The following is a 20,494-nucleotide window of genomic DNA, read 5'->3' as shown; positions in this document are numbered from 1 at the left end:
TCAGGCAGCCGGCGCGATGTGATGACGAACGATGCCGCGAATCAGCGCGGCGTCCTCCGGGCTGACCTTCGCGTAGATGGCCGGGCCGGCGGCGCGCTCGGGGTCGCCGGTGCGCAACATCAGCTCGGCCCAGTCGAGCAGGCGCCGTGTCGAGAATGCGCTCGACAGATCCTCGCGCGCGAACGCCGCGCGGCAATCGGCGGCGATCGCCGCGAGCGTGGTGGCGAGCGCGCGCGTCATATGCGGGGCGAGGGTTCGCACCAGCACATCGGCTTCTTCGGCGGGCGACAGATAGTCGAGCAGATAGACGCGCCAGCGATCGAGAAACGCCTCGTTCATCAGATTCGCGCCCTGGTACAGATGACGGAACTGGCTCATCGCGCCGACCGCATTGGCGGTGGCGAAGAGCCGGAAGGCCGGATGCGGTGCCACGATCTCATTGCCTTTTTCCTTCAGCACGAGACGGCCATGCGGTTCGAGCACGGCGGTCAGCGCGGCGAGAATCGACGGCTCGGCGAAATCGATCTCGTCGACGATCAGCCACAAGCCTTCGCGCATCGCCGTGGGCAACACGCCGTCGACCCAGATGGTTTCGCCGCCCTTGACCGTCCAGAAGCCGACAAAATCGCCGACGGTGGTCTGGCCGTTCATGTTCGAGCGCAAGACGCCATGCCGTGAGCGCGCCGCGACCTGTTCGATCAGGCTGGTCTTGCCGGCGCCGGTATGGCCGATCAGCATCACGCGCCGGTTCTCGACGATATCCTCGACGATGTCGTTAAAGCGCGCGGAGAACAGATAGGCGTTGTTGATGCGCGGCACCAGCGGGTTCTCCCTGCCGCAGGGCACCTCGACATGGCCGATCCGCACGCTCTCGGCGCGGCGTGCAACGCGCTGCTGTCTTGCCGCTAATGTCAGCGCCGCCACGCGCTGCAACTCGGGCATGAAGGCGACCCGTTCGGCGGGGAACGGTTCATTCGCGGCATCGCCCGTATCGATCGCAAAGCCTTCGCGCCGCCATTTCTTGAGCTTCGCGCGGAGATTCTCCGCGTCGACCACCAGATCGATATCGACCGCCGACGCGCCGTTGCCGTCATCCATGCCATGCTCCAGCCGGTAATTTTCCGGCCGGTCCGCGATGCTGACGCGCCACCATTCCGCGCCGTGCTCGGTCGCCCGCTGGTAGAGGCCGAGGTTTTCGTCTTCAGTCAATTCAGGCGCGTTCATGGGCAAAGGGTGAAGGGTTAATAACGAATCGTGCGTTTCGATTTGGCTGACGCCGGATGACCGACTATCTTATCGTGAGTACCTTTCGATCGCCCGCCAGGGGACTTGCTTCGGGGTGTGGCGATTCGGTGCTGATGCGCAGCCCGCTTTGTCCTGCAAGGCGACACAAAAATCACACGGCAAACCCATGAGATTCCATACAAGACTGGTGGCTGCCCTGGCGGTAGTGAGTCCGTTGGCCAGCTCGCTGGTGTACGGTCAAACAAGTGTGTCGTTATATGGCCGCCTCGACGGCGGTGTGGAATACCTGAATCACATCAACAATGGTGCGGGCGGCACTGCAAGCCGCTGGAGCGCCGAGGGCGGCGACTGGGGCACCAGCATGCTCGGCTTCAAAGGCAATGAAGATCTGGGCGGCGGATTGAACGCGATCTTCAACCTCGAGACCGGTTTGCAGATCATGAACGGCACCACCAGCGGCGGCCGCTTATGGTCACGGCGGGCGTTCGCGGGCCTGAAGAGCGAGCAGTGGGGTACGCTGCAGGCCGGCCGCAATCTGTTTATCGATAGCGACGGCGTGTGGGAGTTCGATCCGTTCGTGCAGCAGGCGTTTTCGTCGGCCTCACTCGTGCGTGGGCGTAACTGGCAGCAGACCAGCAACAACGTCGAGTATCACAGCCCGGTGTTCTGGGGCTTCGACGTGCAGGGGCAATATGCCTTCGGCAATCAGCCGGGCGCTTTCAACAGCGGAGCGAGCGGCGAGTTCGGCCGCTCGGACGGCATCATGCTGACGTATCACTCGAAGCTCTTCGACGTACGCGGCATCTATGACGAACTGCGCGACAGCAACGGCCGCCTCAGCAATATCTTCCAGAGTTCGCGCGAGTATTTCGTCGGCGTGAACGTGCATTTCGATTCGGTGAAGATTCAGGGCGCCTATACGCATTACGCCGCGCCGGACTCGCCCGCAGGTGTGGCCGACTCCGCGGATCACTACTGGCTGGGCGCGACCTATAGCTTCCAGTCGCGCTGGGCGGTGACGGCAGGCGGCTTCTATGTGAAGGTCGGCGACGGCAGCGGCGACGCCGCTCACGATCCGGCCGGCCACGCCATGATGTACGTGCTCGGCACTACCTATAACCTGTCGAAGCGCACCTTTCTGTACGGCACGGTGGGCTATGTGCGCAACAGCAACAACGCGAATTTCTCGCTCGAAGCATCGCCGCGTGATGCCACCAACAACACGAGTCCGCTGGCCGGCGAATCGCAGACCGGCGCTTACGTCGGCATGCTGCATCAGTTCTGAGGCGCCGCCTCATTGCGTGACAACGCTATCCGAACATGCTCACCGGCGGCGGCTTTACGGGCGGATCGCCTTCAGGCGCGCGGCCCGGATCGGGAAGCGGATTCTCGTCCGGTTCTGACGCCGGATTGGGATCGACTGTCGGCAGCGGCGCGTCCGGGTCCACTTCCGGTGGCATCGGCGTGTGCAGCGCGAGCGGATAGCGCGTGCTCGATGAATACATTGTTATCTCCATGACGTGCGAGGCGTTTTGCTGGTTTCGCCTTTCCGCGTGCAATCCCCATGCCATCGCCCGTGATGTCCCCGCCCATTCAGGTCCCGCGTTGCGTGGAACGGGTATTGCTCGACGTTCGCATAGACGCGACGCCGTCGAAAGGCCCGGCACAGACGACACCGCAGGGCGACGCACCAGGGTGCAGGGATAAGGGACATCAGAAATGGCGCGACATAAGGCCGACGTGGCTGACGACAACTTCGAGATCTACGCCAGCTATCACGGAACCGGCGACGGCCGTTACATAGGTGGGCTGAAAGTCGTCAGAAAATCCGACCGGAAGATTCTGTTTCCATTCGACGGCGCGCCAGAGATCGGGCCGTTCGAGACCGCGGACGAGGCGCGCCGTGCCGCGATCGACTACGGCCGCGAGATCGTCGCCGCGGACCGCGCTGCCCCGGAGAAGTAACGCACGGCGGCATGTTCCGGTGCGGCAACGGGTGTGGCAATGAATGCCGCTCCTTTTTACAAAATCTGGCTCAGGCCTGCCGTCTTTGCGGCGTAACCACCGGACCCATGCGCCACTGCGCGCGCTTCGTGGACGGGGACCGATTGTTGCTTCATCAGCGGAGTAGCCGATCTCAAGGAGAGCGACATGCAGGACACACAACCTTGCAAGAATGCCGGCGCGACGGGCTCGACGCCCGATGCGACACCGGATGTGACGCCAGACTCGAAGCCGCGTAGCAAGCCGAGCGGGACGCACTATGTCGAACCCAGTCCGCTTGGCATCGAGCCGGTTGAACAGACGGACGTGGCAGCGCAAACCAATCCGCCGCGTTCGGGCGAGCGTCCGGCGCAGACTGCCGAAGTGCCGCTTGGCACCGGCGGGCACGCCGAGCCGCCGGGTGGCGGGGGCCGCGAGTCGCAACGCAAGCACTGATGCCGGACATCGTGCGCGACGCTTCAGGGCATGCCGCGAACACCTGAAAGCACGGGAGCAAGTTATGTACAACGATTCGAAGCACGGGTTTGGCATGGTTCAGACCAGCTATGAAGTGTTCATGCTGGAACCGCACGAATGGGTGCCGAATAACCGCAATCTACCGGTCGTGATTTACCGGCACGCTCTCGCCCCGGACTGCGGCGACCTTGCCGCCGGGTTCGAAATTCTCTTCGAAGGCAATCAGTGGCCGCCGCAGTGGCGCGATGGCATTTTCGACTACCACCACTTTCACGCGACCGCGCACGAGGTACTTGGGGTCGCATCAGGCGTCGCCGATGTGATCGTCGGCGGGCCAGGTGGGCGTGTGGTGACGATCAGCGCCGGCGACGCGTTGCTCCTGCCGGCGGGGACCGGCCATTGTCTGCAGTCGTGCGCGCGCCACTTTCAGGTGGTGGGCGGCTATCCGGCTGGGCAGCAATGGGACATCCGCCGCGAGGCCCTGACGCCACCGGAGCATGCTGCGATGGATGCGTTGCCGTTTCCCGCCACGGATCCGATCGACGGCAAACACGGCCCGCTCGTCGAACACTGGCTGCACGCGGCCTGAATTTCCTCAGGCGCCCAGTTGCGGGCGAACAGATGCGCGGCGCCTATTCTTCAGTTGAAACCGCAGGCTGGCTGAAAGTTTGGCCCCGAAAGTCGTATCACGCGGCGAAGGTGTAAAGCGCCGTGCAGATTTGCGCGCATCGGCGCATCATCGACGAGGCTGGCTGCGGTTCCTCATGCGTTCTTCCACCTGAATACGTTGCGCCGGGTACGACCGTCCAGCGCGTGCCCGGCGATGTCTTCAATCGCCGAACAAGGAGTGTCCCATGCAAAACGATCCCGCCCTCGACCAGTTGTGTATCAACACGATTCGCACACTGTCGATGGACGCTGTGCAAAAGGCCAATTCCGGTCACCCCGGCACGCCGATGGCGCTGGCGCCGGTTGTCTATCATCTATGGCAAAACCATTTGCGCTATGACCCGGACCAGCCGCTTTGGCCGAATCGCGACCGCTTCGTGCTCTCGGTGGGACATGCGTCGATGCTGCTTTACTCGACGCTGCATCTGGCCAACGTCAAGGCCGTGGACGACGACGGCAAGCCCACCACTCGGCCCGCTGTCTCGCTCGACGATATCGAACATTTCCGCCAGCTCGACAGCAACACGCCCGGGCACCCCGAGTACCGCATGACCACTGGCGTGGAAACCACCACCGGGCCGCTCGGCCAGGGGCTGGGTAACAGCGTTGGCATGGCGATGGCCGGGCGCTGGTACGAAAGCCGCTTCAACAAGCCGGATGCACCGCTGTTCGATTACCACGTCTACACGCTTTGCGGCGACGGCGACATGATGGAAGGCATTTCGCACGAAGCGGCATCGCTTGCCGGGCATCTGCGGCTGTCGAACCTCACCTGGATTTATGACAGCAATCGCGTGACGATCGAAGGCCACACCGACCTCGCCTATAGCGACGACGTGGAGACCCGGTTTCGCGGCTACAACTGGCATACGCTGCACGTCAGCGATGCGAACGACGCCGCCGCGCTCGAAGCGGCTTTGGTCGAAGCGAAAAGCGTCAAGGACAAGCCGACGCTGATCGTGGTTCACAGCATCATTGGCTGGGGTGCGCCGCACAAGCAGGACTCGTCGGCCGCGCATGGCGAACCGCTTGGCGTCGAAGAAGTCGCACTCGCCAAGAAGTCGTACGGCTGGCCCGAAGACAAATTCTTCTATGTACCGGACGGTGTGCACGAACGTTTCGCACAAGGCGTCGGCGCACGCGGCAAGGCGGCGCGCGAGGAATGGCTGGCGAAGTTCGATGCGTACAAGACGAAATACCCGGACCTGGCGCACGAATTTGCACAGATCGAAGCACACGAATTGCCCGCGGGCTGGGACGCCGATATCCCGACGTTCGATGCGGATCCGAAGGGCGTGGCGTCGCGCGACTCCTCCGGCAAGGTCCTCAATGCGATTGCCGCGCGGGTGCCGTGGGTTATCGGCGGCTCGGCCGATCTGTCGCCGTCCACCAAAACCAATCTGAAATTCGAAGGCGCGGGCAGCTTCGAACACGACAGTTATGGCGGACGCAACCTGCACTTCGGGATTCGCGAGCATGGGATGGGCGCGGTGGTGAACGGCCTCGCGTTGTCGAATTTGCGCGCGTTTGGTTCGACCTTCCTGATTTTCAGCGACTATATGAAGCCGCCGATCCGTCTCTCGGCAATCATGGAAGTGCCGGCCGTCTTTGTGTTCACGCACGATTCGATTGGCCTGGGTGAGGACGGTCCGACTCATCAACCGGTCGAGCAACTGGCTTCGCTGCGGGCTGTGCCGGGGCTGACCGTGCTGCGTCCCGGCGACGCGAACGAAGTCGCGCAATCCTGGCGCGTGGCGCTATCGCATCCGCGGCGGCCGTCCTGCATCGTCCTGTCGAGGCAGGCGTTGCCGACCTTCGACCGAAGCCGCTATGCGTCGGCCGAGGGCGTGCAAAAGGGCGCCTACGTGCTGGCCGACGCGCCCGATGGACAGACGCCTCAGGTGCTATTGCTTGCTACTGGCAGTGAGGTATCGATCTGCGTCGACGTCTACGAGAAGCTCAAGAGCGAAGGGATTGCGGCACGCGTGGTGTCGATGCCGTCGTGGGATATCTTCGAGCGCCAGGACGAGGCGTACCGGGACTCGGTGCTGCCGCGCGATGTCGAGGCGCGGGTGGCCGTCGAGCAGGCTGCGTCGATGGGTTGGGAGCGTTACGTGGGACGGCAGGGCGCGCTGGTGGTGATGCGTACGTTCGGCGCGTCCGCGCCGTTGAGCGAACTGAAGAAGAAGTTCGGCTTTACGCCCGACCATGTGTATGCAGAGGCGAAGCAGCAGATTGCGCGGGTGCAGGGGAAGTGACGGGGAAGCGCAGTCAGGCGTGATGCGCCCGGCCCGATGCATCGAGGGAATTGGGTGTAGGGAAGAGACCGGCGGCAGCACGTGCGCCGGTTTTTTCATTTCAGTCTGGTGAAATCGTCAGCCCGTCGAGCGTATTGCGATAGGCGCGCGACTGCATTTCAGCAAGGCGGCTCAGCGTTCGCGACAGATCGTGCGCGCCTTCGAGCCCACTGAGGGCGGCCTCGATCGGCTGATCGGACGCGATGAATAGCGCGTGCTTGCGGTCGTAGAAGATATCGACCAGCCAGATAAAACGCTGCAAGGTGTGCGATGTCGCGAGCCACCCGGTATGCAGATTGTCGAGAATCAGGCCCTGACACTGTTCGGCGAGGTCGAGGTAATCGAGGTGCGAGCGGTTCGCTACGCATAGCGCTTCGAAATCCGCCCATAGCAATGCTGCGCCGGCTGCGCGTGCGGCAAGCGGCCGGCCTGCTGCGGAGAGCGTGACGGGCGCGAGTGCTTCGTCGCCTTCGTAGCGCTCGAAAATGTTCGCGAGCGCTTCGCGTGTTGTTGCGTCGAGCGGGGCGAAAAAATGCGGCAGCGGTGCTTCTTCGCCGCCGAAACGATAATCACGCGCGCCGTCGAAATGAATCACGGTGAAGTTGCGTTTGATCTGTTCGATAGTCGGCAGGAAGCGCTCGTGAAATTCCGGGTTGGACAGTAGCGCATCGGGTGCGTAGTTCGAGGTCAGCACAATGCGTACACCCAGATCGATGGCGGTATCGAGAAACCGGCCCATCAGGAAGGCATCGGCGATGTCATGGACGTGGAATTCGTCGAAGCAGAGAAGTTCGATGCCATCGAGCCATTGTTTCGCGACTGAGCCGAGCCGATCGTCGCTGCGTGGCGCGCTGACCAGGCGGCGGTTCATTTCGCGCAGAAATTCGTGGAAATGCAGACGTCGCTTTTGGTAGTTCGCTAACTCGAACACGGTGTCGACCATGAGGCTTTTGCCACGTCCTGGCAAGCCGTGGCAGTAGACGCCCTGGGGACGGTTGATGGCGGCTGAGCGCGCCGGTTGTCCGATGGAAGCGAGCAGCGCGATGAGGGCTGAGATTGCTTCGCATTGAGCTGCATCGGGGTGGATGCCGTGGGCGGTTAGGGTTTTGAGCACCTGAGCTTCGGTGGGCATTGGGTTTGTGCCTGGTGTCTGTTTGGGTGGGCGGTGACGCGTGATTTTAGGGTTTTTTTGCCTTTGGCGGCGGCATTTCCTGGTTCTTGCCGCTTTGGCCTTTTCTTGTTTTCTTATTGGTCTATTTGTGTTCCCCCTGTGCGGGGGGGCACCTACTTTTCTTTGCCGCCGCAAAGAAAAGTAGGCAAAAGAAAGCGGCTCACACCGCTAGTTCTTAAGTGGGTCCCCTGGCTTAGAGGGGATTGTGGTGCGATAAACGGATCACACCTCGGTCCATTAGTGTCTGTGACACAGCCGTCATTCGCTCCCACTCCGCACTGCGTGCGTCGCGGATGGGTCCACCAGGGAAACCATCGGCTTCGTTTGTGCGCGAGCGGGGCCATCGGCTTCGCCTCGGCGAGGCGCCGAAATACGTCGGGCGCTTCGGCAAACCGCATGGCCCAAACCCGGCGGGCGGTTTGATGAAGTACCGCCCCGGCGCGCGCAGCGTCGCCGGAGGAATGACGGCCTGGTCACTCACGAGAGCAGGTGCGCAGGCTCAATCTCTACGGAGCCACGATCCCCTCCAAGCCAGGGGAGCCGCTTAAATGTTGGCGGTTGGAGCCGCTTTCTTTTGCCTACTTTTCTTTGCGGCGGCGCCCCGAAGGAAGTCCACTTGGTGGGCAAAGAAAAGTAGGTGCCCCCCCGCACAGGGGGAACACAAATAGACCAATAAGAAAGCAAGGAAAGGCCAAAGAGGCAAGAACAAGGAAATGCCGCCGCCAAAGGCAAAAAACAAACCTCATCCAATCTCAATCCCCCGCGGCGCCCCAGCCGCACTAACCCCGAATTGTTCGTATTGCGAAATCACCTGTGCTCCAAACAATAGCAGCGTAGCGAGCCACTCCAGACTGAACAGAATAACAATCGCCATCGTGAGCGACCCATACACCACACTCACCTGCGACAGCGTAGAAAAATACCAAACCAGCACGTGCCGCGTAATCTCCCACAACACCGCGGCGACCACGCCGCCAAACAGTGCGTGTTTGATGGAAGGCCGCCCAACCGGCATCACCAGGTATATCGAGGTCAACACAAAAACCTCGCCCGCAAGCCCCAGCAGATACAACACGACCCGCGACAACCCCTGCAATGAAACATGCGTGCCAAATAACTCGATACCCTCAGCCCCCACTGCCTCCAGCCCACTCGACACGAACGTGACAATCAACAACCCAACGCCCAGAAAAAGAATGTAGCAATACGGCAGCATCGCCGAGAGCAGAAAGTGTCTACGCCGAACCACCACGCGATGCACGAAAATCAATGACATCGCATTCTCAAGCACCGTAAACGCAAGCGAACTGAAAAAAATCATCGTCAGCAACAACACCCAGCCAATCACCGCGCGGTGCGCCAGAAAATTGGCCAGTTCATGCACCAGCGCGCTGGATTGGCCCGGCACCAGCCACTGCAAAAGATGACCGAGCGCCGCCAGCAAAACGTGCTGCGGCACCACGCGCGATAACGCAATCACAATCAGAATCATCAACGGCACAATCGACAACAACGCGTAATAAGCCACCGCGCCCGCCAGCAACAAACCCTGATTCGCGCGGAACGCCTTCAGCGTCGCCATGAAAAAAGTGCCAGGGTGTCGCGCCACATACAGCGCGTGCCCGTCGATGATGGTCTGCATGGCTCCTCACATTGCGCGTCGCCAAAGGCGCCAGGAAGGACCCGAGTCGCCGCGCTCCTCGTGTACATCAAGCAAGAATTCAGCCATACCCAAGCAGCACCGCGCGGCAATGTGCACCCGGGAATGTGATTTGCTTGGTTCCGGTTCAATTTGGCCCTACGCAGGTAGTCACCACACGTCCGTGGCGTGCATGGCGATCCGTACCCAACCCGCAACTGAACTTGCCCGCACGATGGAACCATGCGGTCTGAGCCATGTGGCCCAGACAATCCTATCGTTTGGGCGTCTGGAATTTACCGATGGCTTTGTCAGAACCGCCATTGAATATCGCTGCAGACGCCGCGGACCTCGTCGTCGCGCGACCGGAGGGGCTGTATTGTCCGCCGGGGGACTTCTATATCGATCCGTGGCAGCCAGTCGACCGCGCCGTGATCACGCATGCACATGCCGATCACGCGCGCTTCGGCCATCGGCACTATCTTGCATCGCAAGCCGGTGCGAACGTGCTGCTCTCGCGTCTGCCTGGCATCACGCTGCAAACCGTCGCGTACGGCGAGCGGCTCACGCTCAACGGTGTGGTCGTGTCGCTTCATCCCGCAGGCCATGTGTTGGGGTCGTCGCAGATCAGGATCGAGCACAACGGGCGCGTATGGGTCGCATCCGGCGACTATAAGCTCGACCCCGATCCGACCTGCGATGCCTTCGAACCCGTGCAGTGCGAGACCTTCATCACCGAATCGACCTTCGGTCTGCCTATCTATCGCTGGGATGCGCCGCAAGCCGTGTTCGACGGCGTCGATTCATGGTGGCGCCACAACGCATCGCAAGGGCGCGCCTCGGTGCTGTTCTGCTATTCGTTCGGCAAAGCGCAGCGCGTGCTGGCAAGCGTCGATGCGGGCATTGGGCCGATCTTCTGTCATGGGGCCGTCGAACCGCTTAACCGGGCATATCGGGAAGCGGGCGTGCGCCTGCCGCCGGTGCGCCTCGTGAGCGAAGTGCCGGCAAAAGACAAGGCGCTTTTCAGCCAGGCGTTGATCTTGGCGCCGCCGTCCGCTCAGGGCAGCGCATGGCTGCGGCGCTTCGGCGACTATAGCGACGCGTTTGCGTCAGGCTGGATGCGTCTGCGTGGCGCACGGCGCCGACGCGGGGTCGATCGTGGCTTCGTATTGTCGGATCACGCGGACTGGCCGGGTCTTCAAACGGCGATTCAGGCGACCGGCGCGCAACGGGTCATTGTTACCCATGGCTCGGTCGAGGCGATGGTGCGCTGGCTGCGCGAACAGGGGCTCGAAGCGGGCGCATTCGAAACGCAATACGGCGACGACACTGTCGAAGCGGATGCAGCGGATGCAGTCGACACAAGCGCGGAGAGTGCGGCATGAAACGCTTCGCAGCCCTGTACACCGCGCTCGACGCGACGACCTCCACGAACGATAAACTCGCGGCGCTCACGAGTTATTTCGCCGCCACCGCGCCGGAAGACGCTGCGTGGGCGTCGTACTTTCTTGCTGGTGGCAAGCCGCGTCAATCAGTGCCGACGCGTTTGCTAAGCGAACTCGCCCGTGAGCGCGCCGGGCTGCCCGAGTGGTTATTCGAAGAGTCTTACCACGCGGTCGGCGATCTGGCCGAAACCATCGCCCATATTCTGCCGCCCGCGCAACGCGACTCCGAACTCGGTCTCACGCAATGGATCGAGCAACGCGTGCTGACACTGCGTGGCGTGGCACCGGAGGAATTGCGCACGCGCTTGCTCAGCTATTGGGACGAACTCGACTGGAGCGGCCGCTTTCTACTGACCAAGCTGATCGGCGGCGGCTTTCGCGTCGGCGTGGCGCGACAACTGGTGGTGCGGGCGCTGGCGGAAGTCGCGGGCGTCGATCATAAACGGATTGCACAGCGGATGGTCGGCTGGACTGATTCGCAACAGAAGCCGGATGCCGCGCGCTATCTGCGGTTGATCGCGCCCGAAGCAACGGAAGAGGACGCGGCGCTCAACGCACAGGCGCACGACAGCGATCTCGGTTTGCCGTATCCGTTCTTTCTCGCGCATCCATTGCAGGCCGACCCGGCGACGCTCGGCGAACCATCGGCGTGGCAGATCGAATGGAAATGGGACGGCATTCGCGCGCAACTCGTCAAACGCCGCGGCCGCGTGTGGATCTGGTCGCGTGGCGAGGATCTGATCACTGACCGTTTCCCCGAGGTTGCAGCGCTAGGCGAAGCGCTACCCGATGGCTTCGTGATCGACGGCGAAATCCTCGCGTGGGAGCCTGGCGCGGCGGAGCCGTTGCCGTTCGCGCGATTGCAGCCGCGTATTGCCCGCAAAACTTTGACGAAGAAGATCCTCGCCGATTCACCTGCCACGCTGCTCGCCTACGATCTGCTCGAAGCGCACGGCAAGGATTTACGCATGAAGCCGCTTGGCGAGCGACGCGCGCAACTCGATGCGTTAGCCATGGCCGTCGACGGAACGCTCGCGCGTGATCTATTGCGCGTATCGCCGCTGATTTCAGCATCGGATTGGCAAACACTTGCGGTGTTGCGTGAAGAAAGCCGGGCGCGCGGCGTCGAAGGTCTGATGATAAAAGAGCGCGAGTCGATGTATGGCGTGGGCCGCACCAAAGCCTCGGGCGTATGGTGGAAATGGAAGATCGATCCGTATGCGGTGGATGCGGTGCTCGTCTACGCGCAACGCGGTCATGGCCGCCGTGCCAGTCTGTACACCGATTTCACTTTCGCCGTATGGGACGAGACCAACGGCATGCGCACACTCGTACCGTTTGCAAAGGCCTATTCCGGTTTGACTGACGAAGAAATGCGGCAGGTGGATGCGATCGTGCGCAAGACCACGATCGAAAAGTTCGGACCCGTGCGCAGTGTGACACCGACCTTGGTGTTCGAGATCGGCTTCGAGGGCATTCAGGCGAGTCCGCGTCACAAGTCGGGGGTGGCGGTGCGATTTCCGCGCATGTTGCGCTGGCGCACCGACAAACATATCGACGATGCAGACACGCTGGCGATGTTAAAAGGATTCATCGACGATCGTGCGGGATAACCCCGTTAGCACAATCCCCTAAACGCTTTGCCATCCTATTCACGGTTTCCCTGACGTGCCGTCGCGCTTCGAAGACATGAGCGAGCGACGGGATGCACGCGGCGAGGGCGAAGTGCACGATGGGAGTGCGTTTCACCGGTATTGCGTCGAGATTCGGTGCCCTGCGTCATCCTCTGGTGTGTGCAATGCGCTTCGCAATCCAGCAAGCACCGCGTTGCGCCTTGCGCTATGGTGGAGAGGTGACCCGTGTGCGGCGGCGCGTTGAGGCATGAACGGCTGAGACTGAGGCAAATACCTGGTGAATGAATGGCCTTGATTGGGGCCGCGGGAGCGAATCTTGCGGACGCAATCCGAAGTGCCCGCACGTGGCGCAAAGGAGAGGATGGTGACGCCCAACGACAGCATGGACGAGAACGAGGACGTCGTAGTATGGCGACCGATCCAGTACGCGATGACGTCTCACCGTCGCGTGCTGGTGGTGGACGATTACCGGGAAGCTGCTGAAGCATTGCAGATGTTGTTGGAAGCTGACGGCTTTGACTGTCGTGCGCTTGACGATCCGTTTGCGGTCTGTCAAGCGGCTACCGAATGGCAACCATTCGCCGTGGTTCTCGACATCAAGATGCCGGGATTGGACGGCCTTGAGCTGGCGCGCCGCCTAAGAGCCGACCCATTGACATCGCACATGTTGCTGATCGCGTGCACGGCATTCGCCTCACGAGATGACCGGGCGCGCGCGAAGGCTGTGGGTTTCGACGCGCATTGCGCCAAGCCGTTGACGCCCGAGCGCCTGCTGCGCATTCTGGAATCGGCCGCGGCGCTACACGTCGCCGGCTCGACATAGAGGCGGGAGCCTATTTGAAAAAAATGCTTAATGCTCCTCACGGATACAGCGAAAAAAATAGGAAGGAGAGGCGCAGCGCTAAGGAAGCGCGAAACCCTTAGGCAAAAACCCTGAAATTAAGCGCATATCAGCGCGCCGACAGACAACGTGAAGAAGCAGGGGAGCACCACGCGTAAGGAAACATAAGCGTGAAACGAAGCCCGCCAACTGAAGTACCGCCCCGGCGCGCGCAGCGTCGCCGGAAGCATGACGGCCTTGTCACTCACGAGAGCACGTGCGCAGGCTCAATCTCTACGGAGCCACAGTCCCCTCCAAGCCAGGGGCCCGCTTGAGAACTAGCGGTGTGAGCCGCTTTCTTTTGCCTACTTTTCTTCTGCGGCGGCGCCCCGAAGGAAGTCCACTTGGTGGGCAAAGAAAAGTAGGTGCCCCCCGCACAGGGGGAACACTAATAAACCACAAACCAAACAAGCAAAACACAAGCCGCCGCAGGCAAAACCCCACCATCAGGTCCAAATATTGCTCAATCCCCGCGCGACTGCAGCGTGCCCTCAAGCACCGACAAGCGAGCCCCGCGAGCACCCACCGCGAGCAAACAACAGGAACCCCCATGTCCCCCCAACAGCAGGCCCCATACGCTTCTCGAATCGCCGAAGGCACCCCATTCCCCCTCGGCGCGACATGGAACGGCAGCGGCGTCAACTTCGCGCTATTTTCCGCCAACGCGACCAAAGTCGAACTCTGCCTGTTCGACGAAACAGGCCAAACCGAAATCGAGCGAATCGAACTACCGGAATTCACCGACGAGGTCTGGCACGTCTTCATCCCCGGTCTCAAACCGGGCGCCATCTACGGCTACCGTGTCCACGGCCCCTACGAGCCTGAAAAAGGCCACCGCTTCAACCCCAACAAACTACTACTCGACCCCTACGCAAAGGCCCACATCGGCGAGCTCAGATGGGCGCCGGAAATCTTCGGCTACACGCTTGATTCAGAAGAGGGCGACCTTTCATTCGACGAACGCGATAGCGCCCCGTTCGTGCCGAAGTGCAAGGTCGTCGACGCCAACTTTTCATGGACGCATCCTGAACGCAACGCGCTGCCCTGGGACCGCGTGATCTTTTACGAGACCCATGTGCGCGGTTTTACAAAATCTCATCCGGAGGTGCCGGAAAATCTGCGCGGCACATTCGCCGGACTCGGCCAGCAGGTTGTGGTCGATTACATCAAAAGCCTCGGTGTGACATCTGTCGAGTTGCTGCCGGTGCAAACCTTCGTCAACGACAGTCATCTGCTCGACAAGGGCCTCACGAACTACTGGGGCTACAACACGATTGGCTTTTTCGCGGCGGATCCGCGCTTCTTCGCATCCTCCACCAACTCGGTCGCCGAATTCAAGGAGATGGTGGACCGCTTTCATAACGCCAACCTCGAAGTGATCCTCGACGTGGTCTACAACCACACGGCCGAAGGCAACGAACGTGGCCCGACGCTTTCGTTCAAGGGGATCGACAACGCGTCCTACTACCGGCTGATGCCCGACGAGCCGCGCTATTACATTAACGATACCGGCACCGGCAACACGCTCAATCTCTCGCATCCCCGCGTGCTGCAAATGGTTACGGACAGCCTGCGTTACTGGGTGACGGAGATGAAGGTCGACGGCTTCCGTTTCGACCTCGCCACGATTCTCGGCCGTGAGCCGCACGGTTTCGACGAAGGCGGCGGCTTTCTCGACAGTTGCCGGCAGGATCCCGTGCTCGAGAGCGTGCGCCTGATTGCCGAGCCGTGGGACTGCGGGCCCGGCGGCTACCAGGTGGGCGGCTTTCCGCCCGGCTGGGCCGAATGGAACGACCAGTTTCGCGACACCGTGCGCGAATACTGGAAAGGCGACGAAGCCAAGGTCGGCGATCTTGCCAAACGGCTGACCGGCTCGGGCGACAAGTTCAATCACCGTGGGCGTCGTCCATGGGCTAGCGTCAACCTCATCAGCGCGCACGACGGTTTCACGCTCAACGATCTCGTCTCGTACAACGACAAGCACAACGAGGCGAACGGCGAGGACAACAAGGACGGCCACTCGGACAACAAGTCCTGGAACATGGGTGTGGAAGGACCGACGGACGACCCGGAAATCCGTCAGCAGCGCGAGCGCCAGAAACGCAACCTGTTGGCCACGCTGTTGCTCTCGCAAGGCACGCCAATGATTCTCGCGGGCGATGAATTCGGCCGCACGCAGAAGGGCAATAACAATGCGTATTGCCAGGACAACGAGATCAGCTGGGTCGACTGGGCGGGCATCGACGACGAAGGGCGCGCGTTGACGGAGTTCGTCAAGAATCTGACGACGCTGCGCCATCGTCTGCCGGTGCTGCGGCGTGGACGTTTTCTCATCGGCGAGTACAACGAGTCGCTGGAGGTCACCGACGCGCGCTGGCTCTCGCCCGACGGCACCGATCTTTCGCAGGAACAATGGGACGATCCGTTGATGCGCTGTTTCGGCCTCGTCATCGACGGACGCGCGCAGGCGACCGGCATTCGCCGTCCGGCATCGGATGCAACCTTGCTGCTGGTGCTGAACGCACATCACGACGTGGTCAATTTCACGCTGCCCGATATTCCCGAGGGCGATCAGTGGACCTGCCTGCTGGATACGAACATGCCGGTGCGCGCCGAGCTACCTCACTTCCGCGCCGGCGACGCGTATCAGGTGACGGGCCGTTCACTCCTGCTGTTCGCGCTCGAAGCGCCGAGCCGTGCGACGCAGCGCGTGTTCGACCGTCTCGAGGCGCAACTGACCACGGATGAAAGTGAACACCCTGCGCAAAAATGACGGTCGCCAAAGGGCCGGGTTGAGCGCTGGCCGGCAGGTATAGCGCTTGCTCGATATTGAGTGTCAGCGCGCCCCCCGCCGCCCGCGGCGGGCGCGCTGCGCAGCCGGTGTCGATCTTCGCCCGGTCCAACCGAGGGTGGTCAAATGGAACAGCAATACATGTCTCAAGATACGCAAGACGGTCAGGAGGAACAGATTCGTACGCGCGCCTACTATCTCTGGGAGCAGGCCGACGACCCCAAGGGCACGCCCGACGAGTACTGGGAACAGGCACGCTCGGAGATCGAGAAGGAAGCGCCTCCCGTGGAAAGCGGCCCGATTGCTGATGTGCCGAAGAAGTGAACGGTAAAGGACAATTCCCCGACCCACACGGCGTCCGGCCTGCCGCGCGCATTCAGGCGCCCGCTGCCGCATTTGGCGTCGACGGCGTGATTGCGCTGGCGATAGGCGTCACCGTGGTGGCGTGCCTTTACTTCGCGCGTGCCGTGCTGATTCCGATCACGCTCGCGATTCTGTTGAGTTTCCTCGTTGCGCCGCTGGCGAATTCGTTGGGACGACTAAAGCTCGGCCGCGTCGCCTCCGTGTTCGCGGCGGTGGTGATGTCAGTGTCGGTGATCGTGATGCTTGGCGCCGTGATCGCCACGCAAATGACGGATCTGGCCGTCGGCATTCCGCGCTACCAGGCGACCATCGAGCGCAAAGTGGAGGCCATGCACAGCCTGACCATCGGCAAGCTGAACCGTCTGGCAGGCGCGGCTGGCCAGGCCTTGCAACGCGCGACCATCGAGCCGCCGCAGCCGCAACCGCCGCGCGATGCCGCGTCGTCATCCAGCTCGCATCCTCCGGCAGCGGTGCCCGTCGAAGTGCGCGAGCCGGTGCCGACGCCGTTCGAACTCGCCCGACGTGTGCTGTCGCCGGCGATCAGTCCGCTGGAGACGGCGTTTATCGTGTTCGTCGTGATGGTGGTGATCCTGCTGCAACGTGACGACTTGCGCGACCGCGCGATCCGTCTCTTCGGTTCACGCGATCTGCATCGCACGACGACCGTGATGGACGAAGCCGCGCGACGGCTGAGCCGCTACTTCGTTTCGCAACTCGGCGTGAACGCGGGCGTGGGCGTGGTGATCGGCGCGGGGCTGTTTTCTATCGGCGTGCCGAGTCCGATCCTATGGGGCATTCTCGCGGCGTTATTGCGGCTCGTGCCGTACGTCGGCATCTGGATTTCCGCGACGCTGGCCACCGCGCTGGCGGCCGCCGTGAGTCCCGGATGGACGATGGCGATCTGGTCGCTGGCCTTGTTCGTCACGGTCGAGTTACTGGTGGGTCAGGTCGTCGAGCCATTGCTGTACGGACGCAGCACCGGCCTCTCGCCGTTTTCGGTGGTGGTGGCCGCGATTTTCTGGAGCTGGATCTGGGGGCCGATAGGACTGATTCTGTCGACACCATTGACGTTGTGCCTTCTCGTGCTGGGCCGTCACGTCAGACGCCTCGAGTTCCTCGATGTGCTATTGGGAGATCAGCCTGCCCTGACGCCGATTGAGAATTTTTACCAGCGTGCGCTGGCAGGTGACCCAGACGAAGCCCTGGAGCAAGCCGAGGTGTTGCTGCGCGACCGCTCATTGTCGACGTATTACGACGAGGTGACGATCAAGGGTCTGCAACTTGCCGCGAACGACGTGCTGCGCGGCAGCGTGACCGCCACGCAACTGGCGCGGATCGAGGCGACCACGAACGACCTGGTCGACGGACTCGACAGCTACGAAGATCGTGAGCCGGCGCCGCGAGCGGTCGGGGATGACTGGAGCGCGGCAGGGCCGCTGGCGCCGTCCGCGGAAACGAGCGTTGCGCCTGTGCCGCAGACTGCCGGCAAAGTCGTGACCGTCGACGGGGACGGAGCGAAGGCCCACGGCGCGGCCAATCGCGTGTTGTGCATTCCCGGACGCGGTCCGCTCGATCCTTTGGCGACGACGATCTTGCTGCAGCTACTCGGCAAGCACGGCTTCGCGGGGCGGGCATTGCCGCACGAGGCCGCTTCGCGGGCGTCGATCGAGAGTCTCGACGCGGACGATGTGAGGATCGTTTGTATTCTCTACCTGCAGATCGACGGCATTCCTTCGCATCTGAGATATCTGGTGCGGCGTATTCGGGCCAGATTGCCGCACGCTTCCATTGTGGTCGGGTTGTGGCTGGCTGAAGAGACCGACAAGTGGAGTGTCGATTTGCAAAGCGCGATTGGGGCCGGGTGTTATGCAACCTCATTGCGCGAGGTGATTGCCGCTTGCCGGGCCGTTGAGGCGGATGCCGTTGGGGCAAAGGATTTGGCGGTGGTGAATGGCTGAATATTTTGCCCGCGTTGGGGATGCACATCGCCGCCAGGCGAACGGGCATGAAAGGGGAGGCTACGGTCGGGCCAGCGCCGCCATTGGCATTTGGCGGGCAAACCGCCTACGCTTCAGATAGCCGTCGTCGGCGTCATCTTCCCTTTCGTCAGAAGTAAGTGTCTGCCATGCAACATGGCGCGCGGCGTCCGACATCATCCGCGTTAACGCGACCTCGTTTCGTGAAGCGTGACGGATTCGTCCCCGCTCCATGTCCTCACGCGCATGGAGAACACCATGAAATCAACGCTCAAAACGCTCATCGTCGTCGCGATGATGATCGCCGCTGTCTGCGCGTCATCAACCAGGGCCCTGGCGCAAACCGCAACCAGCCTGGTGGGTTCATGGTCTCTGGTCTCCTTGACGGTGGCGAAAAGCGGCAATGATGTCGAATTGCTCGGTCCGCATCCGGAAGGGCAATTGATCTTCGGCAGTGACGGGCGCTACGTTCTGATCGTGCTCAATGCCAATCTGCCGAAATTCGTGTCGGGTGACCGGCAACTCGGCACGGCGGAAGAAAATAAAAAAATCGCGCAGGGCAACGTCGCCCATTTCGGCACGTACAGCGTCGATCCAGCGGACCAGGTGATCGTCTTTCATATCCAGAAGAGCACCTTTCCGAATTGGGACGCCGATGTTCAGCGGCGCCCATATACCGTGGTCGGTGACCGGCTGACGTACATTACGCCGGGAAGCTTCGGATACGGTTCATCCAGGGTGGTGTGGCAACGAATCAAATAGTCGGGCGCCGCGCCGGGCTTTTTTGTTCGTGTGCAAGTCACGCCAGGTCGCGCTGCAGATTCCACGCAGTGGCGTGGTGGGGCGATTTCTCCAGATTCAACAACAATCCCTTCGATGCAGGGCCGTTATTCCTTGAGGGAAGGAGGCCTAGACTTCGTTCATCGGTAGCGGACAGGAACGTTCAGAGCGCCGTCTACATCAATTATCGGAGGGAGTTTTATCATGAAGTCATTGATCAAGGCCGTTATTGTTGGCACTGCGCTTGTCGCTTCGGCTGGTGTTTTTGCGCAGTCGAATGCACCGGTTACGCGTGCGCAAGTGCGCGCGGAACTGATTCAGCTCCAGCAGGCTGGGTATCACGTTGGGGATGGGGATCAGGCGCATTATCCTGATGCGGTGCAGGCCGCTGAAGCGCGGGTTGCGGCGCAGGCCGGCAATGGAAGCGGGTTTGGTGGCCGCGAGGTTGGGGTGTCCGAGTCCGGACGGGCGGCGGTTTCTGCTGCGGATTGGCAGGCTATGTATAGTCGGTAATGGGTTGGGTTTTTTGCCTTTGGCGGCGGCATTATTTGGTTCGCCTCTGGCGGTAGTTGTTTCGTTTCTTATTGGTTTATTAGCGTTCCCCCTGTGCGGGGGGGCACCTACTTTTCTTTGCCGCCGCAAAGAAAAGTAGGCAAAAGAAAGCGGCTCACACCGCTAGTTTTTAAGCGGCTCCCCTGGCTTGGAGGGGATCGTGGCCCCGTAGAGAGTGAGCCTGCGCACCTTCCCGCCTGAGTGACCAGGCCGTCATTCTTCCGGCGGCGCTGCGCGCGCCGATGCGATACTTCATCAAACCACTGGCGTGATCTGCAACGCGGTGCCAGTGCACCAGCACTTCCAAAACACTCGATATTTTCGGCGCCTCGCCGAGGCGAAGCCGATGGCCCCCACCGCGCACAAACGAAGCCGATGGTTTCCCTGGTGGACCCATCCGCGACGCACGCAGTGCGGAGTGGGAGCGAATGACTGCTGTGTCACAGACACTAATGGACCGAGGTGTGATCCGTTTATCGCACCACAATCCCCTCCAAGCCAGGGAACCCACTTAAGAATTGGCGGTGTGAGCCGCTTTCTTTTGCCTACTTTTCTTTGCGGCAGGCAAAGAAAAGTAGGTGCCCCCCCGCAC

At 61.6% G+C, this 20,494-nt stretch carries 17 protein-coding genes; 13 read left to right on the top strand and 4 right to left on the bottom strand.

Features of this window, described 5'->3' with window-relative positions:
* Nucleotides 1–1,224 carry an AAA family ATPase gene (locus tag PQR27_RS26790; RefSeq protein ID WP_408526631.1) on the bottom strand — a complete coding sequence of 408 codons (1,224 nt, stop codon included), beginning with the start codon at nt 1,222–1,224 and terminating at the stop codon, nt 1–3.
* A 187-nt stretch (nt 1,225–1,411) separates the two neighbouring features.
* On the opposite strand from PQR27_RS26790, the gene PQR27_RS26785 reads away from it, so the two are divergent.
* A complete protein-coding gene (locus PQR27_RS26785; RefSeq protein ID WP_408526630.1) occupies nt 1,412–2,530 on the top strand; it encodes a porin in 1,119 nt (372 codons plus the stop codon).
* A gap of 25 nt (nt 2,531–2,555) precedes the next feature.
* Here the strand turns inward: PQR27_RS26785 and PQR27_RS26780 are convergent, their stop codons facing one another.
* A complete protein-coding gene (locus PQR27_RS26780; protein WP_408526629.1) occupies nt 2,556–2,750 on the bottom strand; it encodes a hypothetical protein in 195 nt (64 codons plus the stop codon).
* A 214-nt stretch (nt 2,751–2,964) separates the two neighbouring features.
* Between PQR27_RS26780 and PQR27_RS26775 the strand changes: the two genes are divergently transcribed.
* The 4 genes from PQR27_RS26775 to tkt all read left to right on the top strand — a co-directional run bounded on the left by PQR27_RS26775 (nt 2,965) and on the right by tkt (nt 6,632).
* Nucleotides 2,965–3,210, top strand: coding sequence for a DUF6723 family protein (locus PQR27_RS26775; RefSeq protein ID WP_408526628.1), 246 nt, complete (start codon nt 2,965–2,967; stop codon nt 3,208–3,210).
* A gap of 186 nt (nt 3,211–3,396) precedes the next feature.
* Nucleotides 3,397–3,684 carry a hypothetical protein gene (locus tag PQR27_RS26770; RefSeq protein WP_408526627.1) on the top strand — a complete coding sequence of 96 codons (288 nt, stop codon included), beginning with the start codon at nt 3,397–3,399 and terminating at the stop codon, nt 3,682–3,684.
* Between the two features lie 64 nt (nt 3,685–3,748).
* A complete protein-coding gene (locus tag PQR27_RS26765; RefSeq protein ID WP_408526626.1) occupies nt 3,749–4,294 on the top strand; it encodes a cupin in 546 nt (181 codons plus the stop codon).
* A 265-nt stretch (nt 4,295–4,559) separates the two neighbouring features.
* Nucleotides 4,560–6,632 carry a transketolase gene (tkt, locus tag PQR27_RS26760; RefSeq protein ID WP_408526625.1) on the top strand — a complete coding sequence of 691 codons (2,073 nt, stop codon included), beginning with the start codon at nt 4,560–4,562 and terminating at the stop codon, nt 6,630–6,632.
* A 100-nt stretch (nt 6,633–6,732) separates the two neighbouring features.
* Here tkt and zapE read toward each other — a convergent pair whose 3' ends face one another.
* Together zapE and PQR27_RS26750 are read right to left on the bottom strand one after the other, a co-directional pair.
* Nucleotides 6,733–7,803 (bottom strand): cell division protein ZapE, encoded by a 1,071-nt coding sequence (gene zapE, locus PQR27_RS26755; protein ID WP_408526624.1) that lies wholly within the window; start codon nt 7,801–7,803, stop codon nt 6,733–6,735.
* Between the two features lie 781 nt (nt 7,804–8,584).
* Nucleotides 8,585–9,484, bottom strand: a complete 900-nt coding sequence (locus tag PQR27_RS26750) for a YihY/virulence factor BrkB family protein (protein WP_408526623.1) — start codon at nt 9,482–9,484, stop codon at nt 8,585–8,587.
* A gap of 299 nt (nt 9,485–9,783) precedes the next feature.
* Between PQR27_RS26750 and PQR27_RS26745 the strand changes: the two genes are divergently transcribed.
* From PQR27_RS26745 to PQR27_RS26710, 8 genes are all read left to right on the top strand, one after another.
* Nucleotides 9,784–10,866, top strand: a complete 1,083-nt coding sequence (locus PQR27_RS26745) for a ligase-associated DNA damage response exonuclease (protein ID WP_408526622.1) — start codon at nt 9,784–9,786, stop codon at nt 10,864–10,866.
* A complete protein-coding gene (locus PQR27_RS26740) occupies nt 10,863–12,539 on the top strand; it encodes an ATP-dependent DNA ligase (RefSeq protein WP_408526621.1) in 1,677 nt (558 codons plus the stop codon). Before PQR27_RS26745 ends, PQR27_RS26740 begins: the two co-directional genes overlap by 4 nt.
* A gap of 382 nt (nt 12,540–12,921) precedes the next feature.
* Nucleotides 12,922–13,383, top strand: a complete 462-nt coding sequence (locus tag PQR27_RS26735) for a response regulator (RefSeq protein ID WP_408526620.1) — start codon at nt 12,922–12,924, stop codon at nt 13,381–13,383.
* Between the two features lie 607 nt (nt 13,384–13,990).
* Nucleotides 13,991–16,213 carry a glycogen debranching protein GlgX gene (glgX, locus tag PQR27_RS26730; protein ID WP_408526619.1) on the top strand — a complete coding sequence of 741 codons (2,223 nt, stop codon included), beginning with the start codon at nt 13,991–13,993 and terminating at the stop codon, nt 16,211–16,213.
* Between the two features lie 159 nt (nt 16,214–16,372).
* Nucleotides 16,373–16,555 (top strand): DUF2934 domain-containing protein, encoded by a 183-nt coding sequence (locus PQR27_RS26725; protein ID WP_408526618.1) that lies wholly within the window; start codon nt 16,373–16,375, stop codon nt 16,553–16,555.
* The gene (locus tag PQR27_RS26720) at nt 16,552–18,552 is read left to right on the top strand and encodes an AI-2E family transporter (RefSeq protein ID WP_408526617.1); all 2,001 of its coding nucleotides are present in this window, start codon (nt 16,552–16,554) and stop codon (nt 18,550–18,552) included. The genes PQR27_RS26725 and PQR27_RS26720 overlap by 4 nt, the downstream gene beginning before the upstream one ends.
* 276 nt (nt 18,553–18,828) lie before the next feature.
* Nucleotides 18,829–19,332 carry a lipocalin-like domain-containing protein gene (locus PQR27_RS26715; protein ID WP_408526616.1) on the top strand — a complete coding sequence of 168 codons (504 nt, stop codon included), beginning with the start codon at nt 18,829–18,831 and terminating at the stop codon, nt 19,330–19,332.
* A 222-nt stretch (nt 19,333–19,554) separates the two neighbouring features.
* Entirely contained in the window at nt 19,555–19,863 is a 309-nt protein-coding gene (locus tag PQR27_RS26710) for a DUF4148 domain-containing protein (RefSeq protein WP_408526615.1), read from the top strand.
* Nucleotides 19,864–20,494: the final 631 nt, after the last annotated feature.

The sequence above is a fragment of the Paraburkholderia fungorum genome (assembly GCF_046027215.1).
Lineage (GTDB): Bacteria > Pseudomonadota > Gammaproteobacteria > Burkholderiales > Burkholderiaceae > Paraburkholderia > Paraburkholderia fungorum_D.
Note: the sequence above shows the minus strand (reverse complement) of the source record. Positions and strands in the feature narration are given on the sequence as shown.

What these genes read in the sequence shown, in the direction of transcription:
- PQR27_RS26790 (WP_408526631.1), bottom strand. Translation starts at nt 1,224, where the DNA reads ATGAACGCGCCTGAATTGACTGAAGACGAAAACCTCGGCCTCTACCAG.
- PQR27_RS26785 (WP_408526630.1), top strand. Translation starts at nt 1,412, where the DNA reads ATGAGATTCCATACAAGACTGGTGGCTGCCCTGGCGGTAGTGAGTCCG.
- PQR27_RS26780 (WP_408526629.1), bottom strand. Translation starts at nt 2,750, where the DNA reads ATGTATTCATCGAGCACGCGCTATCCGCTCGCGCTGCACACGCCGATG.
- PQR27_RS26775 (WP_408526628.1), top strand. Translation starts at nt 2,965, where the DNA reads ATGGCGCGACATAAGGCCGACGTGGCTGACGACAACTTCGAGATCTAC.
- PQR27_RS26770 (WP_408526627.1), top strand. Translation starts at nt 3,397, where the DNA reads ATGCAGGACACACAACCTTGCAAGAATGCCGGCGCGACGGGCTCGACG.
- PQR27_RS26765 (WP_408526626.1), top strand. Translation starts at nt 3,749, where the DNA reads ATGTACAACGATTCGAAGCACGGGTTTGGCATGGTTCAGACCAGCTAT.
- tkt (WP_408526625.1), top strand. Translation starts at nt 4,560, where the DNA reads ATGCAAAACGATCCCGCCCTCGACCAGTTGTGTATCAACACGATTCGC.
- zapE (WP_408526624.1), bottom strand. Translation starts at nt 7,803, where the DNA reads ATGCCCACCGAAGCTCAGGTGCTCAAAACCCTAACCGCCCACGGCATC.
- PQR27_RS26750 (WP_408526623.1), bottom strand. Translation starts at nt 9,484, where the DNA reads ATGCAGACCATCATCGACGGGCACGCGCTGTATGTGGCGCGACACCCT.
- PQR27_RS26745 (WP_408526622.1), top strand. Translation starts at nt 9,784, where the DNA reads ATGGCTTTGTCAGAACCGCCATTGAATATCGCTGCAGACGCCGCGGAC.
- PQR27_RS26740 (WP_408526621.1), top strand. Translation starts at nt 10,863, where the DNA reads ATGAAACGCTTCGCAGCCCTGTACACCGCGCTCGACGCGACGACCTCC.
- PQR27_RS26735 (WP_408526620.1), top strand. Translation starts at nt 12,922, where the DNA reads ATGGTGACGCCCAACGACAGCATGGACGAGAACGAGGACGTCGTAGTA.
- glgX (WP_408526619.1), top strand. Translation starts at nt 13,991, where the DNA reads ATGTCCCCCCAACAGCAGGCCCCATACGCTTCTCGAATCGCCGAAGGC.
- PQR27_RS26725 (WP_408526618.1), top strand. Translation starts at nt 16,373, where the DNA reads ATGTCTCAAGATACGCAAGACGGTCAGGAGGAACAGATTCGTACGCGC.
- PQR27_RS26715 (WP_408526616.1), top strand. Translation starts at nt 18,829, where the DNA reads ATGAAATCAACGCTCAAAACGCTCATCGTCGTCGCGATGATGATCGCC.
- PQR27_RS26710 (WP_408526615.1), top strand. Translation starts at nt 19,555, where the DNA reads ATGAAGTCATTGATCAAGGCCGTTATTGTTGGCACTGCGCTTGTCGCT.